The sequence below is a fragment of the Luteibacter sp. HA06 genome (assembly GCF_054061215.1).
Genome location: NZ_JBSSDZ010000001.1, coordinates 2,658,682 through 2,672,205, shown reverse-complemented (window position 1 = coordinate 2,672,205; position 13,524 = coordinate 2,658,682). Strand labels below are relative to the sequence as shown.

Genomic DNA, 13,524 nt, shown 5'->3' with positions numbered 1-13,524 from the left:
GGCACCCGGGTGCTGGGTACTTTGCCGCTAAGCCGCGCCTCGATTAGGGCGCGCATAAGGTCTCATCCATAGCTCGCCGAACGCCTCGACGGGGTGGACGACCGCTCTGCTTGCGATAGGCTGTCTCTGGGATCAGCCCAGGATTTCGTTTTGTTCAAGACCCTCGTTTGGCGCCCCCTTCAGCGCATCCTCGATTTCATGTCCGGTTCGGCGGTCGGTGGCCTGGTCCTCATGGCCACCGCCGCGCTGGCGATGGTGGTCGCCAACTCGCCGTGGGCCGACGCCTACGAGGGCTTACTCCGTGCTCAGCTGGGGCCGCTAACGGCGCTCCATTGGATCAACGACGGGCTCATGGCCGTCTTCTTCCTGCTGGTCGGCCTGGAAATCAAACGCGAGTTCATCGACGGGGAGCTGGCGACCAATCGGCTGCGTGTGCTTCCGGGGGTGGGCGCCCTGGGTGGCATGGTCGTGCCGGCGTTGATCTATCTGGCGATCAATGGCACGCATCCCGATACCCGGGATGGGTGGGCCATCCCGTCGGCGACGGATATCGCCTTTGCCTTAGGAGTGGCCGCACTCCTAGGCTCGCGGGTGCCCGCATCGCTCAAAGCCTTTCTGGCGGCCTTGGCCATCATTGACGACCTGGGCGCGGTGGTCATCATTGCGGTGTTTTACACGCCCAATCTCAGCCTGGCCTACCTATTGGCCTCGTTCGCCGTCATAGCCGCCATGGTGGTGCTCAATCGGACGGGTGTGCGTGCGCTTGCCGCCTACTTGGTGTTGGGCGCTGTTCTCTGGGTATTCGTCCACGCCTCGGGGGTCCACGCCACCCTGGCTGGCGTCGCCACCGCGCTGTGTATCCCACTACGGGACCGTGAAGGTCGGTTGCCTTCGGATGGCGATTGCTCGCACTCGCCGTTGCTCCAACTGGAGCATGCGCTCCATCGGCTGGTGCCTGTGACGGTGCTACCGCTCTTTGGGTTTGCCAATGCGGGGATCTCGTTCAGCGGAATCGGCTTGGCGCAGTGGCTGGCGCCGACCACCCTTGGCGTGGGCCTGGGCTTGGCGATCGGAAAAGTTGTCGGGGTGTTCGGTGCCTCCTGGCTGGCGATTCGCGCGGGATGGGCAGCGATGCCGCACGGCTCTCAGACGGCTCAGTTGTTCGGGACGGCCTTGCTCTGCGGCATTGGATTCACGATGTCGCTGTTCATCGGCATGCTCGCGTTCCCTGGGAACACCGAACTTCAAGACGAGGTCAAGCTGGGAATCTTGGCCGGGTCGATTCTCGCCGGTTTGGCCGGGGCGCTGTGTTTCCTGTTGCGAGGCAAGAAAGGGGTGGACGCGCCCTAAGTCTCAGTTTTTCGGCGCGGATGCGGCATCGGATTCTTGCAGAATCTTTACGCTCCGAGCCGTTTTACGGTCGGCGCTTTTACGGCCCGAGATCTAACTTCGTAAGTTCCTGCTCATGTGCCCAAGGCGAATCGTCCTGGGCGCCTCACTGGAACTACCGTGACGAAGATCTCCCTGATAGCCGCCCTCATGGGCGGGATGTTCGCGTCGTTGGCCCTCCACGCTCAGACGGATCCGTCTGGTCCCGTGTGCACGGATCGGCCAACGAAAGCGAACGCCACGTGCACCGTGCCTGTTGGCGAGTGGCAACTGGAGACGGACGTGGCTAACACGTCGCATGACCGCCAGAACGGCACCATCACGGACACGTTGTATCCAATCAATCTTTATTTGAAATATGGCCTGGGGTCGACGACCGACATCGAGGTCAACTGGGCTCCCTCGGTTCGCATCCGAACCCAGGAGAACGGACAGCGTCATACCGTGTCGGGTAGCGGCGATGTGATCGTGCGCTTCAAATCGCGAATCTATGGTTCAGACCAGGTCTCCGTTGCGGTCATTCCCTTCATCAAAGCCCCCACAGCTCATAGCGGCCTTGGCAACGACCGGTGGGAAGGCGGGGTGGCTGTGCCGATCGGCGTCGCTCTGCCCGCCGGATTTTCTTTGACCGTGGGCCCTGAGGTGGACCTGTTGGCGGATGCCGACGGTCGCGGAAACCACGTGTCTGTGACGAACCTGATCAATGTTTCCCATCCGCTCACCTCACGCCTGGGCCTGGCTGTGGAGCTTTGGCAGCAGAACAATCGCGATCCCGCTGGCACAGTCAAGCAACAATCGGCGGATGTCGCCCTGACGTTCGCGGTCACGCCGACGTTTCAGGTAGACATTGGCGCTAACGTAGGGCTCAACGCGGTGACCCCGGATCATCAGATCTACTCAGGCTTGGCCTACCGGTGGTGAACGCCTCTTTGATTGACGCACCCTTCACGATCTCACAGCGGACAGGGCCCAACATTGCCTCTGGCGGCGAATGGCCGTCACACCTCCAGAGGAGGATGGCATGGCGAAGTCACAAAGCTGGTTCACGCGCATGGCGATGGCGGTTTCCAAAGCGGCAGGCGAGCCGAATACCTTTGTCATTGCCATCGGTGTCGTAGTCATCTGGGCCATCAGTGGCCCGATCTTCGGCTTCGGCGATACCTGGCAGCTCGTCATCAACACCGGCACGACGATCATTACCTTCTTGATGGTGTTTCTGATTCAGAACAGTCAGAACCGCGATACGGAAGCACTCCAGATCAAGCTGGACGAGTTGATCAACGCGCTCCATGGCACGAATGAAGCCCTTCTGGACCTAGAGCAGCTCGACGAGAAAGAGTTGGACAAGATCCGCAAGGTCTATCTGGCCAAAGCAACGGACGCCCGGCGCGCTGGGCGGGACGAACGGCGAAAGGGTTCTGAGGATGCTGACGACGGGGCCGCCTAGCGGGGCTTGAGAGGTCACGCGCCGCATTGATCCTGATCAGCGGCATCGTGCGTGCGATTTCACCGTCCCTGAGGGCGCCCATGCGCGCTCTGGCAATATTCGGTGGGAGCAGCTCCGCTAGACGGCTGGGATGCCGTTATGCCACTAGAACTACCTAAAGATTGGCTCGTAGTCTTCGCGTGGCACCGGAATTACCCAGGTTCTAGACTTTCTCCTAGTGCGGGCGTTGTTCCGCGCGCACAGTACAGCTAGCCGTTGCGTTGTTCGATGGCCTCAACGGCTCATCGTAGGCGCTGTGGGAACCTGCTGCTCCACGTCGATCGTCGGCGCAGCGATCTGTTGCTGCTGCTGTTGCTGGTCGGCCTGCGTCCACGCCTGGCTGCTCTGTTCTAGTGGCTGAACGACGGCTTGGGCGACATCGACCGAGGCGTATTGCTTGAAGGGGGAATTCAAATCCCCCTGGATGACATAGGCGCGAGTGGCGTCATCACTCAGGGCAATGTGGTCCAGTCGGGTCATGCCCTCTGCTCGAGACTGAGCGCTCAGCGATCCAGCAAGGTTGGCGCTCATGTGGTCGGAGGCTCGTCCCTGTTGTGCATCGATGCTCTGGACGAGTCGCAGCGCTTGCCCATACATGGCATGGCCCGCATGCGTGGGATCGTCAAGAGTGGTAGCAGGAGCCGATTGGGCCCGATGCAGTGCCTCGAGCGTGCGTGGTCCGGCCACGCCGTCTGCCGACAAGTGGCGATCGCGCTGGAAGGCTTCGACCGCGGCTTGCGTCGCTGGACCGAAATGTCCGTCTGCGCGAATTGGCTGACCGTTCGCACTCCCGTAATTCAAGGCACCTAACTGTTGCTGCAACGCCTCCACCGACGCACCACGGTCATGCAGCCGGACAGAAGTTCCGCCTTCGCCGTGGTGACGGCCCGCTTGCGCGTGCGACGTCGCTGCTGGCAAGGGTAACGCCGAGTGAGGCACGGTCACTCCGTTTGTCGTCAGAGTTGCATCGGCAGCAGCAAGCGTCTCTAAGGCTCCTTTTCGTGCCCGAACCTGGCCTGCAGAGAATGGTGCAGCTTGGGCGATCCTGCGAAGAGCGTGTCGACGTGTGCCGTCTTATAGTCCTGTACGGCACCGACGATATCTCTATCGCTCAACGTGGCCAGGTCGTAGTGCTGCCCGAATTTCTCCTGCAGACCCTTGTCGAAGATGCCCGGCGTCAGCCCACGGCACTGCACTGAGGTGCTCCATAGCGCGTCCTGGACGGCCATGCCGCGGTGCGAGAGGTCGAGACCACGAGCTTGAAGCGCGGCGACTTGCTGGGAGTAGTGCGATTGCCCAATGAACTGGTGCTGGTCCTGGCCGAATCCGGGGTCAGTCCGGGCCAGAGTCTGCCACTGCGTGTTGAAAGCCGGCGTGGCAGGCGTGAGACCCTGGAACTGAGCGCCATAAGGCGATTGGTCAAGGTATTCCCGCAACGTTCCGGAGACTGAGGATAGTTGATAGGCGCCGTACGATACGCCACCCTTGTCATCCTTGCCGGTGGAAATGGTGCCGACATCGCCGCCGGATTCGTAACGGGCTGAGGTCTGCCCGAGGTGCCATTCGCTCGCAGCCTGCCGTGCGCGCTCGAGATCGTCCGTCATCGTTCAACTCCTTGTATGGGTCAGGTCGTAGGCGCGAGGGCCTCAGGGGTGCTGGAGCTGCGCTTCCAGCTCAGCGGCTCGTTCGGCCGTACGGTTGAGTCGACACTCGTTGGCGCCCAACATGTCCGCTGTGCCCCCGTCGGTGGGAGGTGCGCAGGCCTTGTCACGATCCGCAATCCAGGCGCGTTCCTGATCGCGCAACGCAACGCGTTGAGTTTCCGCGATCGATTGGCGGAGTGCCTTGTAGGCGGTATTCAACCGCGTGTCCTGGAAGTCGTATTCCGACCCGATGCAGTTGTTCAGAGCGAGAGTCACGCCTTGCGATGCTTCCAGGCACTTGTCGTAACTGGGTCGCAAGGGCGGCGCCTTATCGGCGTCCGCGGGGAGAGCCCATGCAGGATTCACGGCGACGCAAAAGGCCAGGGCTAAGGACACGCGCGTTGGTACAGCACTCATTGGGATTCCTGGGTACGGCTTCGGGCTGAGCCTGGCGATGCGACTGGAGCATACGCAAGACGTGAAATGGAGCGCAACCCTGTGGTGGCATTCACGAATACTCGCTGACGTCGTCGCATTTTCCATAGACGTTTAAACTAGCCGCTAGGGTCGTCACAGTAATGGCAGCGCGCATCATAGGGTCCGCATCCATGGTTCCTTAAGACGGCCGCGAGCCGGCGGCGTTGTTTGGCATGATAACGGGCACAACATTTCCCTCGTGAATCTCTGCCCGCGCCGTCACCAAGTCCACAATGTCTTTTGTTGGGCGCTGAGATAGGCAGCTTCCACCTGAACGCGTGAGTCGTCGTCGAGTGGAATCGTCAGTCGACCACTTCTCCCGAAATCTATATGAATCGCATCGCCGGGTACCTCCTCCACTGAGGTGACTTCTCTCGTGATGAAAGCACAGAGGCGATCCCTGAAATTCGGGATGTCTTCGTTATAAATGTCGGCCTTCGGTTTGGTGAAAGCCGTCAGTCTCTTGCCGTGAAAGTCAAATTGCAAATAGTCCATGACGAAGGTGATGGCGGAAAGCTGCTCGCCTACGAGGTGCTCTCTCAACATCTTGGTGGCTTGATTCATCTCATCGCTCGATATGGCGAAGCGGGGAGGCGAAGCGGGGAACTGTTGGGGATCGTTCTCCCCGTAGCAGGATCGACACCTTGCTCGTGACTGTTTTGATACACGCCGTAGCCGTCCGGATATTGATATCGTCCCGACGTTACTGGGTCCATCATACGCAATGCTTCCACCTTCAGAGAGAGGCTCAGAGGTTTTAGAGCCAGGCGGCGACCCCACCATGCCGCGAGCAAGTCCCTCGCCGGCTGGCGCTAAAGCTGAAGCTGCCGTCCCGACATTGCGCCGAAGCCCCGGCCGGTGCCTGGTTATCTGTCGTGTGCGCCGGCCGATGGATAGATATGCCGCCATGGTTGGTGTAGTACCCACCCTCGACGAGAGTCGCCGTCGCGCCTTGGTTCGTCGTGTCACGCTGGGCGGCACTGGGCGTTTGACCTGCGATGACAGGTGACGTGAAAAGTAAGGACGCGACGATTGTCGCGAAAATTCTATGGGTGATTGCGAGCGTCACGGTGGTTGAAGTGCCTTTCCGAAGCGACGCGGTGTCGCCCTCCAAGTCCTGTCGGCGGTAGTGGACGATCCTTTAACGGGATTGCCGGAAATGCATATCGATGTACGGGTGCGCACCGACGGCCTAGTCCGTATTGGCCACATGACTGGCGGAGTGTTAGCATCCGCGCGAACGCAGCGGCGCCGGCCTCGCGGCAGCGTTGAGGAAGGCCCTTGTAGCTCATAACATCCCTGTCGCGATCACGGCGGACACTGAGGTTTCGGTGGGGCGTTAAGGAAGATATATGGCTGGCCGATTTCGAACTGATTGAGCCGGCGCCTCCCTTGGAATGACTGAATCGATGACCCAGCGCGCATAGCCGGGACGTGCGGTCGCTGGTAGTGATAGTGACCTCACCGCGGAAGCGGTCATGCAGCCATGGTGATTAAACAGATGAGTCCGGAAGACAAAGATCTGCTGGCGGCCCTCACTGAGCCGTTACGCAGAGGACTGCTCACAGCGGACGCCGACCTGGATAACTACCTGAGCGCTTTGGAGGGTTCGTTCCCATTCCCGGGCAACCGACTCGAGTGGACCATGGTTCCGAATGTGGTGACGGAGATGGTCAGCGCACCCTATGCATCGACAAGTTTTTCTGACTCCGCGAAAGCATTCGCGGCATTCCTCGGAAAAATGGTCGTTCAGCACGGCCTCGCAGGCTCGGTGGTAGCGTTGGGCGACGGCTTCGTCGATTTGGCCATTTGCGGAGATGTCAGGCACGTAGTGACGCACCTTCCCGCTATCGCCAACTACCCTCAGCATACCTATGTGTTTCCGTATCCGGATGTTACTTGGTGTGCGAGTTTGATGATGGAGGGCTACATGGATTTTGCATTTTCGCCAACGTAGACATCTGACATGGGGATGATTTCCGACATGGGCCATATGTTGCTTGCTTTGCTCTTGGTCGGTGCCCCGCGCCCGTCAACGTCTGACTGTGGGGCGGCCATGCACAAGGCTGAGATAGCGGCCTCAGCCCTCAGCGTCAGAAAGGCGGTGCCGGTCGAGACCTTGAGCGGCGAGTTTCCGACGAAGGATGGCACTTACGAGTGCGCCAGGGTCTCGTTTCTGCTGACTCCGTGGGGATCCATGTATCGTCTTCGCTTCGATGAATCAATGGAAAATCTTGCATTCGACATGGCTGTCAGGCGTGCCATCGAGAAGTATGAATTCGAGGGATACGTGTTAGACATTTTCGATACGAAGACCTTGATTCTCGATGGCATCTACAACCGAAGGCCGCCGGATTGGGAAGTGCACTGCGCGGCCGGCCACTGCGTCGATCAGCCATAGCGCGTTAACCCCCTCAGGGATATGAAGATGGTCGCTCCGCGCCGACGGAAGCTGCAAATCATTTGGCTCATTGCCACGCTTGCGGCTACCTCGGCCTTGCATGCGGAGGCTGATAAGCGAGCCGCTCGGAAAGCCCTTGACGATGCGTTCGCCACTCTGGATCAGCTGACGGGGACCGAAGCGGATCCTCCGGCTTCGGCTCGGTGGAGACATATCGCTAGAGTGATGGTGTTGGATCCACGTAGCGGTAACGACGTGCGGCTCGCTGCCTGGACCACGAAAGGCTCGCTGAAAAGATCTTTTGGTCTGGCTGACGGCGATTCGAGTGCCCCATGTGCTATCGCACGCAAACGGGCTCGCTATCGAGTAGACGGCGTTTGGCTTTCTTTCGACGTCGTATGTCGCGGCGGGGCGCGTGTTCTTGCACCGCATAGCGCGTCGGACCGGCGTCGCATGAAGTCGTCAATTTGGGCGGGAGCGTCATTGGGTGTCGAATCGGTGCGCGGTCGTAAAGCTGAATTCGACCTGCGCGGCGTGGCCTTGGCTGACGCCATATTGAGTGTGATGGCTGCCGGCGACCTCGTGCCGAAGGACGTTGAAAAGTCTTCTGTCCCGCCAGCGATCTTGTGACGCCAGGCCATGATCGGTTTCTCGACAGGCGACCTGCCTCGCGTACATTTACCGCACCCGAGGGCACCATCGTCCCATTGAGACACGCCTCCGGACGTACGCCCGATAGTCGTCCGGTGTGCGCGGCTTCTTGACCCGGTGTCGGTGCATGTTGCAGTACCAGCACGCAGCCACAATGTTGTCTTTTATGTCACGGCCTCCGTCCTGCCGCGCTTGCAAGTGTTCCCCGGTGCACTGATACGGGCGCGACGACTTTGTTCGAAGCCCAAGCTCAGAGGGGGACGAAAACCACATGGCGCCGGCACAGTAATAGCAATGACCATGCTGGGCGTGGAACGCGGATTTACGGAGGGATTTTAAGCTCATCTTCGGGGCTCCAAGAATCGATGAATGATTCCCGTGCCCTCTATGAGGTACCTCGGGCACTCGCAGCCTATGTTTGCGAGCACAGCACCGGCGCTTTCAGCGCCCGGCGCGTGATTTTTAGCCTATGGTCGAGTCGATTGCAAGATCCGCCACACGGATAAGGTTCATCGCCCCTTTCGGCGAAGCTCATAGTAGCCATAGATAGCATTCGACCCAGGATAGATAATCCAGGACGACGCCATCGCGAAGTACTCCTTTCCACGTTTCCAGATTCTGATATTTCCAAGTCCTTCAGGGATATCGTGATCTACGACCTTACCCCCGAGCTTCTTGACCATGACGTCATACAGGTCGCTCTGCAGAACCCGCGAAAATGCGCTTGCATAGTAGATGCGCCTATCCAGAATCTCGTAATTCGCCGCTAGGTACCGAACGGCGGCGGCATCCATGGCAGCCCGCTCGCTCGGATATGTCTCCAGCGTCGCGTTTCCCCAAGGCTTGAATGTATTGACAGGAGCGACATCGATCATCCTGACACGTGGTAATCGCGGCGCCGTACAGCCACCGATCACCAGAAAGCTTGCCCAAGAAAGAACGAGGCGAGCGGAGGAAGTCGCGTTCATTCTGAACGCCCCAGGGTCAGAACAGGGCCAACCTGTTGCTGTTGCTGTTGCTGTTGCTGTTGCTGTTGCTGTTGCTGAGCCTGCATCGATTCTTCCAATGCCTGCTGATGAAGGAGCTCTTCGTACTGCATGCTCCCTTCGGTACGGAAGGCGCGGCCAGCTGGTGACATCGCAAGCTGGCTCAGGGAGTCGCCAATGGCACGCTCATCCCCAAGGCTTTTCAGAAGACCGTCCATATAAGCTGCTGATCGAGTGAGAGCAAAGGCGGCCGATCGTTGCGTCGACACGGCACTTTCGCTTCTCCGCTCAAGCGCTTCCGCGAGCAAGGCAAGTTGCTTTGCCGTATGTACGACGGCAGAGAGATTTCCATCCATGAATCGTTTGGCTCAAATGTCGAGCGGGCGATTCTGACGGACATGTCGGCCTTTGAATCGCTAACGAACGATTTTTCCGAAAAGTTCTATGCCTCGACAGGAACGTCATGTCGGCATCGCAACGCAACGATGAGCATCACCTACAGACAACAAGAAGTTGTTTTGATACGGTCGTCCACGTTGACTGCGTCGTCGCGTGCAAATGCTGCGCAGCCAACCATCGCTCAATGCGGTGAGAAGCGCGGGCCAGAGGTGGTGAGACACCCCTGACCCGCTAACCGAAACCAACTAGAGAACAGTTGATATGGCTACCACCGATCATACGGTAACCGCTCGCCCGCTGGCTCCCCCCAGCGACACCCCCATCGGTCACCGGACGCTCTGCAGTCCCTGCAGATACGGTTGAAGAACCGCGGCGCCAGACGTTTCCCTGAGTTTTTTCTCGGCCGTGCTACACGGCACGTCGCCGTGCGACCCGAGAACAGGGGCTGCCGCCCGCCACACACTTCGTCAATCAAGCCGCACGGCGTCCGGACACGGACAGCTGATGAACCCGCGAATCCGTTAGATCCGCGGCACGCTGCGTTCGCGTGGCGTGTCGCACCTGGACGGCGGGCAGGGCGATACTCAAGGAGAGCGTCATGAGCAAAGCGAAAGGCAACCACACCCATCCCGGCTTCCATTACCACATCGATCCCGAAGCGACCTCACACGACCTGATGAATGAGGCTACCGAGTGGCTTCAGTACGCGCGTAGCCTCACGAGGCTGCTGGCCGACTTTATCCACGAATCCGAGATGGTGGACTGCCAACGTGTTTCGCACGGACTGGAGGCCATCTGTGCGCTCACCCACATGGGCGTGCAATGCACGGCGCAGGCGCACGCGCGAATGTGTTGGGAGAAGGCTGGGCCTGGTGAACAATAGAACCGCCGGAGCTTCCGCAGGCTTCCTACTTCACGGCCCCATCCGATCTTTGACAAGGACACGCCTGCCTGCCTGTCTAGGCGCTTGAATGCGGCGCCGCCGAATGCGCGGTCTTAACGGGCCGGAACGAAGATGAGAATCGCGGCTGAGGTGGGTGGGCCTCCGGTCGCACCGTCAGGGGAAACTCAAGTCCAAACCAAGTTTCTTGCCAAAGGCGAAGGTGGCGAGCAATAGGGACACGGCCAACAGCACGAAGATTACGACGAACAAAGCCACCTTGCCGGCCACGCGTAGCGCTGCGCGCTTCTCAATTGGCCGTCCCTTCTTGCTTTGATCGTAATGCCACTTGATGGCAAAGAACATGCCCGTGCCGAATACGAGAACTTTGAAGGTAATGAAAACTATGGGGACCCAATCCATTTGATATTTCCACGCTATTGCTCCTCACCATCCATGGTGATGAACTTTCACAAAACACTGCTTCAGCAGATCCGATTTTCACTGCCACCCAAACGTTGCACCTGCCTCGTGCACCATGTCAGCCGGCGAAGTGACACTGGCATACGGGCATGTCTTGAGATGAATGCAGGCGAGGGAGAGGGGTGTCAGCTGTCACCCTGCATGGATGACGTTTCACGCGCTAGAGCCATACTACCGAAAAGAATTCTTCATACATTGAGGCAAATTGTCCCAGCCAGCAATTCTGCGGGATCACTTTTTTGCCAGTCCGATTGCCGGGCAAGGTGGTGCACGGCTAGCCGTACTTTTTTCAGACGGCACATGCGCTGAGGCTAGAACGCTTGCTCCGCTCGTTGGACTATCTCGTCGGCAACGTCTTTGAACACCGGTCCGCATACCCGAATCTGTCGGGGTGCGTTGCCCTCTCGTGACAGAAAGACTTCGAATTCCAAATTCTCCCGCTCGCGCAGAATTCTCAAATTGATGACTAAGCCGCGCCTTGCAAGCAAGTCAAACGAGCGAAGCGGCTCCACGAAGTCTTCTGCAGGCACCTCCGTGGCCGTCGTGACAGTTCCGAACATCTTCGAGAGGGTTCGCTCGAGATCGCCCGAGTTAATCCTGACGATTGCGTCGACGTCCCCGGCGCCGTCAATCATCACGGTGTAGATCTTGCCGTTATCCCGTAGCCCGTCGAACTTGATGAGAACCCAGGTTCCGTCGCGCTCAACCAGAGCGCACGCCGCCTGGACATGTAACGCAATTCGGTTCCAGTGCTCCATGTCTTCTATCTCACCTGACTCGCTTGAGGGAGGGGTGTACTGTCGTGGCGGCGTAGGGGGCTCGGCATGATCCTCCCGTCAGCTGGTTTCCCTTCAAGGTCGATGGCTGCTGCACTGCAGAGACCAAGCCTTATTACATTTCCCGCGCTCGCGTCCGCGCGAAATATGCCTTTAAGGTCGACGTGCTCGCCATCGTAGAACTTTCCTCGCGCGTCGAGGCTGTCACCGTTGATGATTGAAAGGCACGTCGCACCCTTCCTCCACATTGTGTAGCCGTGCAAATCGGCGACGATATACCGCTTCTCATCGTCAAGGACGATCCAGCCCGAGACGGTGATTTCCATGCCATCGAACTGCTCCGGGTTCGAGTTTAATTGCTCGATAGTCGGCTGTTGTGGGGCGGCCGTTCCGAGAAGGAGAATGGCAAGGGCTACGAAGCTGGTCATGATCTCAATCGTGGCTGGCGAATGGATGGGTTGTAGACGCTGAAGCCGGCGGATCGTCGTAATGCGAACTATATCGCCTTCCGAGCGGGGACTGGCACTGGCCGGAAAGCAATGGTGCGGTGCTGGAAACTACGGTTGGATTCACTCTCGACGCAAGAGCAATCATTGATCGCATAGGAGGGACTGGTCGCACTTACTTGTCACTGGTAGGCACGCCACTGACTGCGCCAGGACAGCAGCGTGATCCTCCCCGTTGATCATCGCCAGGGCCTCGACAACGCAGCGCCTCGCTGCAAGGTTTCATAGGACGGTACGCAAGGCTCGCCCGCCTTCGTCCACCGAACGTGACGGAAGTGGGTAGAGGCGGGCGGGGGCGAAGAGGTGGTGCTGAGCTGGCGGCGGCTCGATACCCGTGTGTTGGTTGAGGTCAGCGATCGGGGGCCAGGGCTGCCACCGAGCGGAAACCTGTTTGTTCCGTTCTTCACGACCAAGGCCCATGGGGCGGGGATCGGCCTGGCGCTATCGAGGCAAATCGTGGAGGCTCAGGACGGGACCCTGGAGCTACATGCCCGCGACGGGGAACGAGGGGTCGTGGCGCGTATGACTTTGCCCTCGGAACCGTAAGAAGAAGTCCACCGGGAAGTGGGAAGCGTCTCCAGCCGATCCCACTTGCCGTTGCCGGGGTGCGCACTCAACCGTAAATCCGCTTGTCCAGGAAGCCCGACACGAGTCCGGCCACCTCGACAGGTGCCTGAAGCGGAACAAGGTGGCCAATGCCCGGAATCACGTGGAACTCTGCGTCCGCGATGCGGGGCAACAGTTCGTTTTGATGCGCCTCGACAGGGTCAACCTTGTCCGCGCCGCCGGCAACGACTAGCACCGGCACTCGGATGCCGGCCAGTTCGCCACTGATGTCTTCCTGGCTCATGGCCAGCGGCCAACCGGCCTTTGCCCCGGGCGAACCCATCAGGCTGTCGGTGATGACCTGTTCATGCAGGTCGTAGGGCAGGGGCTTTGAGACCAACATATTTTCCAGTGCGGCTTCGATGCTTTCGCGCGTGTCGTAGACGGTCGCGAAGCCACTGAGGACTTCTGCAGGCAGCGCGAGCGGTGTCGGTGTAGCGGGTGCGACCAGGACGAGGCCGCGCAGGCCGGCCGGATCGCGCGAGGCGAGCAGCTGGGCCACCTTGCCACCCATCGAGTGGCCCACAAGGACAAAGTCCGCCAGGCCCTTGTCCTTGATGAGCGCCTCGACGTCATCGGCGAGGGACGCGAGGGTATAGCCATCTTCGGGCTTTTCCGACTGCCCCCAGCCACGAAGGTCGACTGCGATAGTGTGGGTGTCGGCGGGCAGCGCCTCGATGACGGGCGTCCAGGTGCGCGATGAACCGCCGTAGTAGTGCAGGAATACGAGCGCGGGGCCACGTGTGCCTTTCTCGCGGGTGTACAAGGTGGGACGTGCTTGCGTTGTCACGGACATGGGACACCTGTTTGCATCAGAGGAATTCCACCTATCCTATGGACG

The 13,524-nt window shown here is 59.5% G+C and carries 20 protein-coding genes; 8 read left to right on the top strand and 12 right to left on the bottom strand.

Going from position 1 to position 13,524, the window contains the following annotated elements:
• The first annotated feature begins 150 nt into the window (after positions 1-150).
• From nhaA to ACVWWJ_RS12335, 3 genes are all read left to right on the top strand, one after another.
• Positions 151-1,350 carry a Na+/H+ antiporter NhaA gene (nhaA, locus tag ACVWWJ_RS12345; protein ID WP_456968087.1) on the top strand — a complete coding sequence of 400 codons (1,200 nt, stop codon included), beginning with the start codon at positions 151-153 and terminating at the stop codon, positions 1,348-1,350.
• A 189-nt stretch (positions 1,351-1,539) separates the two neighbouring features.
• Positions 1,540-2,310, top strand: a complete 771-nt coding sequence (locus ACVWWJ_RS12340; protein WP_456969706.1) for a transporter — start codon at positions 1,540-1,542, stop codon at positions 2,308-2,310.
• A 100-nt stretch (positions 2,311-2,410) separates the two neighbouring features.
• Complete coding sequence (locus tag ACVWWJ_RS12335) at positions 2,411-2,836, top strand: low affinity iron permease family protein (RefSeq protein WP_456968086.1); 426 nt, start codon at positions 2,411-2,413, stop codon at positions 2,834-2,836.
• Positions 2,837-3,109: 273 nt separating this feature from the next.
• Here the strand turns inward: ACVWWJ_RS12335 and ACVWWJ_RS12330 are convergent, their stop codons facing one another.
• From ACVWWJ_RS12330 to ACVWWJ_RS12310, 5 genes are all read right to left on the bottom strand, one after another.
• Positions 3,110-3,706 (bottom strand): XVIPCD domain-containing protein, encoded by a 597-nt coding sequence (locus ACVWWJ_RS12330; RefSeq protein ID WP_456969705.1) that lies wholly within the window; start codon positions 3,704-3,706, stop codon positions 3,110-3,112.
• A 155-nt stretch (positions 3,707-3,861) separates the two neighbouring features.
• Entirely contained in the window at positions 3,862-4,479 is a 618-nt protein-coding gene (locus ACVWWJ_RS12325; protein WP_456968085.1) for a VgrG-related protein, read from the bottom strand.
• A 42-nt stretch (positions 4,480-4,521) separates the two neighbouring features.
• Positions 4,522-4,935: a lysozyme inhibitor LprI family protein gene (locus ACVWWJ_RS12320; protein ID WP_456968084.1), complete on the bottom strand. Its 414-nt coding sequence runs from the start codon at positions 4,933-4,935 to the stop codon at positions 4,522-4,524.
• A 279-nt stretch (positions 4,936-5,214) separates the two neighbouring features.
• A complete protein-coding gene (locus tag ACVWWJ_RS12315) occupies positions 5,215-5,559 on the bottom strand; it encodes a hypothetical protein (RefSeq protein WP_456968083.1) in 345 nt (114 codons plus the stop codon).
• Between the two features lie 193 nt (positions 5,560-5,752).
• The gene (locus ACVWWJ_RS12310) at positions 5,753-6,064 is read right to left on the bottom strand and encodes a DUF3761 domain-containing protein (RefSeq protein ID WP_456968082.1); all 312 of its coding nucleotides are present in this window, start codon (positions 6,062-6,064) and stop codon (positions 5,753-5,755) included.
• Positions 6,065-6,481: 417 nt separating this feature from the next.
• Here ACVWWJ_RS12310 and ACVWWJ_RS12305 point away from each other — a divergent pair, with 417 nt between their 5' ends.
• The 3 genes from ACVWWJ_RS12305 (at position 6,482) to ACVWWJ_RS12295 (ending at position 8,026) form a co-directional block, all read left to right on the top strand.
• Positions 6,482-6,952 carry a hypothetical protein gene (locus tag ACVWWJ_RS12305; RefSeq protein WP_456968080.1) on the top strand — a complete coding sequence of 157 codons (471 nt, stop codon included), beginning with the start codon at positions 6,482-6,484 and terminating at the stop codon, positions 6,950-6,952.
• Between the two features lie 9 nt (positions 6,953-6,961).
• Positions 6,962-7,396 (top strand): hypothetical protein, encoded by a 435-nt coding sequence (locus tag ACVWWJ_RS12300; RefSeq protein ID WP_456968079.1) that lies wholly within the window; start codon positions 6,962-6,964, stop codon positions 7,394-7,396.
• 453 nt (positions 7,397-7,849) lie between these two features.
• Positions 7,850-8,026: a hypothetical protein gene (locus ACVWWJ_RS12295; RefSeq protein WP_456968078.1), complete on the top strand. Its 177-nt coding sequence runs from the start codon at positions 7,850-7,852 to the stop codon at positions 8,024-8,026.
• Positions 8,027-8,074: 48 nt separating this feature from the next.
• Here the strand turns inward: ACVWWJ_RS12295 and ACVWWJ_RS12290 are convergent, their stop codons facing one another.
• From ACVWWJ_RS12290 to ACVWWJ_RS12280, 3 genes are all read right to left on the bottom strand, one after another.
• Positions 8,075-8,320 (bottom strand): HNH endonuclease, encoded by a 246-nt coding sequence (locus ACVWWJ_RS12290; protein ID WP_456969704.1) that lies wholly within the window; start codon positions 8,318-8,320, stop codon positions 8,075-8,077.
• A 236-nt stretch (positions 8,321-8,556) separates the two neighbouring features.
• Entirely contained in the window at positions 8,557-8,922 is a 366-nt protein-coding gene (locus ACVWWJ_RS12285; RefSeq protein WP_456968077.1) for a hypothetical protein, read from the bottom strand.
• Positions 8,923-9,011: 89 nt separating this feature from the next.
• Complete coding sequence (locus ACVWWJ_RS12280; protein ID WP_456968076.1) at positions 9,012-9,389, bottom strand: hypothetical protein; 378 nt, start codon at positions 9,387-9,389, stop codon at positions 9,012-9,014.
• 641 nt (positions 9,390-10,030) lie between these two features.
• On the opposite strand from ACVWWJ_RS12280, the gene ACVWWJ_RS12275 reads away from it, so the two are divergent.
• Entirely contained in the window at positions 10,031-10,315 is a 285-nt protein-coding gene (locus tag ACVWWJ_RS12275; protein WP_456968075.1) for a hypothetical protein, read from the top strand.
• Between the two features lie 174 nt (positions 10,316-10,489).
• On the opposite strand, the gene ACVWWJ_RS12270 is transcribed toward ACVWWJ_RS12275, so the two are convergent.
• The 3 genes from ACVWWJ_RS12270 to ACVWWJ_RS12260 all read right to left on the bottom strand — a co-directional run bounded on the left by ACVWWJ_RS12270 (position 10,490) and on the right by ACVWWJ_RS12260 (position 11,999).
• Positions 10,490-10,735: a hypothetical protein gene (locus ACVWWJ_RS12270; RefSeq protein ID WP_456968074.1), complete on the bottom strand. Its 246-nt coding sequence runs from the start codon at positions 10,733-10,735 to the stop codon at positions 10,490-10,492.
• A gap of 371 nt (positions 10,736-11,106) precedes the next feature.
• A complete protein-coding gene (locus ACVWWJ_RS12265; protein ID WP_456968073.1) occupies positions 11,107-11,553 on the bottom strand; it encodes a hypothetical protein in 447 nt (148 codons plus the stop codon).
• Positions 11,554-11,558: 5 nt separating this feature from the next.
• Positions 11,559-11,999 carry a hypothetical protein gene (locus ACVWWJ_RS12260; protein WP_456968071.1) on the bottom strand — a complete coding sequence of 147 codons (441 nt, stop codon included), beginning with the start codon at positions 11,997-11,999 and terminating at the stop codon, positions 11,559-11,561.
• Positions 12,000-12,380: 381 nt separating this feature from the next.
• Here ACVWWJ_RS12260 and ACVWWJ_RS12255 point away from each other — a divergent pair, with 381 nt between their 5' ends.
• On the top strand, positions 12,381-12,623 hold the full coding sequence (locus ACVWWJ_RS12255; protein ID WP_456968070.1) for an ATP-binding protein: 243 nt from the start codon (positions 12,381-12,383) through the stop codon (positions 12,621-12,623).
• A 67-nt stretch (positions 12,624-12,690) separates the two neighbouring features.
• Here the strand turns inward: ACVWWJ_RS12255 and ACVWWJ_RS12250 are convergent, their stop codons facing one another.
• Positions 12,691-13,479, bottom strand: coding sequence for an alpha/beta fold hydrolase (locus tag ACVWWJ_RS12250; protein ID WP_456968069.1), 789 nt, complete (start codon positions 13,477-13,479; stop codon positions 12,691-12,693).
• Positions 13,480-13,524: the final 45 nt, after the last annotated feature.

Coding starts and splice junctions, on each gene's coding strand:
- ACVWWJ_RS12325 (WP_456968085.1), bottom strand. CDS start 4,479: ATGACGGACGATCTCGAGCGCGCACGGCAGGCTGCGAGCGAATGGCAC.
- ACVWWJ_RS12285 (WP_456968077.1), bottom strand. CDS start 8,922: ATGATCGATGTCGCTCCTGTCAATACATTCAAGCCTTGGGGAAACGCG.
- ACVWWJ_RS12270 (WP_456968074.1), bottom strand. CDS start 10,735: ATGGATTGGGTCCCCATAGTTTTCATTACCTTCAAAGTTCTCGTATTC.
- ACVWWJ_RS12265 (WP_456968073.1), bottom strand. CDS start 11,553: ATGGAGCACTGGAACCGAATTGCGTTACATGTCCAGGCGGCGTGCGCT.
- ACVWWJ_RS12295 (WP_456968078.1), top strand. CDS start 7,850: ATGAAGTCGTCAATTTGGGCGGGAGCGTCATTGGGTGTCGAATCGGTG.
- ACVWWJ_RS12300 (WP_456968079.1), top strand. CDS start 6,962: ATGGGGATGATTTCCGACATGGGCCATATGTTGCTTGCTTTGCTCTTG.
- ACVWWJ_RS12280 (WP_456968076.1), bottom strand. CDS start 9,389: ATGGATGGAAATCTCTCTGCCGTCGTACATACGGCAAAGCAACTTGCC.
- ACVWWJ_RS12340 (WP_456969706.1), top strand. CDS start 1,540: ATGGGCGGGATGTTCGCGTCGTTGGCCCTCCACGCTCAGACGGATCCG.
- ACVWWJ_RS12250 (WP_456968069.1), bottom strand. CDS start 13,479: ATGTCCGTGACAACGCAAGCACGTCCCACCTTGTACACCCGCGAGAAA.
- ACVWWJ_RS12275 (WP_456968075.1), top strand. CDS start 10,031: ATGAGCAAAGCGAAAGGCAACCACACCCATCCCGGCTTCCATTACCAC.
- ACVWWJ_RS12335 (WP_456968086.1), top strand. CDS start 2,411: ATGGCGAAGTCACAAAGCTGGTTCACGCGCATGGCGATGGCGGTTTCC.
- ACVWWJ_RS12290 (WP_456969704.1), bottom strand. CDS start 8,320: ATGTGGTTTTCGTCCCCCTCTGAGCTTGGGCTTCGAACAAAGTCGTCG.
- ACVWWJ_RS12320 (WP_456968084.1), bottom strand. CDS start 4,935: ATGAGTGCTGTACCAACGCGCGTGTCCTTAGCCCTGGCCTTTTGCGTC.
- ACVWWJ_RS12315 (WP_456968083.1), bottom strand. CDS start 5,559: ATGAATCAAGCCACCAAGATGTTGAGAGAGCACCTCGTAGGCGAGCAG.
- ACVWWJ_RS12305 (WP_456968080.1), top strand. CDS start 6,482: ATGGTGATTAAACAGATGAGTCCGGAAGACAAAGATCTGCTGGCGGCC.
- ACVWWJ_RS12260 (WP_456968071.1), bottom strand. CDS start 11,999: ATGACCAGCTTCGTAGCCCTTGCCATTCTCCTTCTCGGAACGGCCGCC.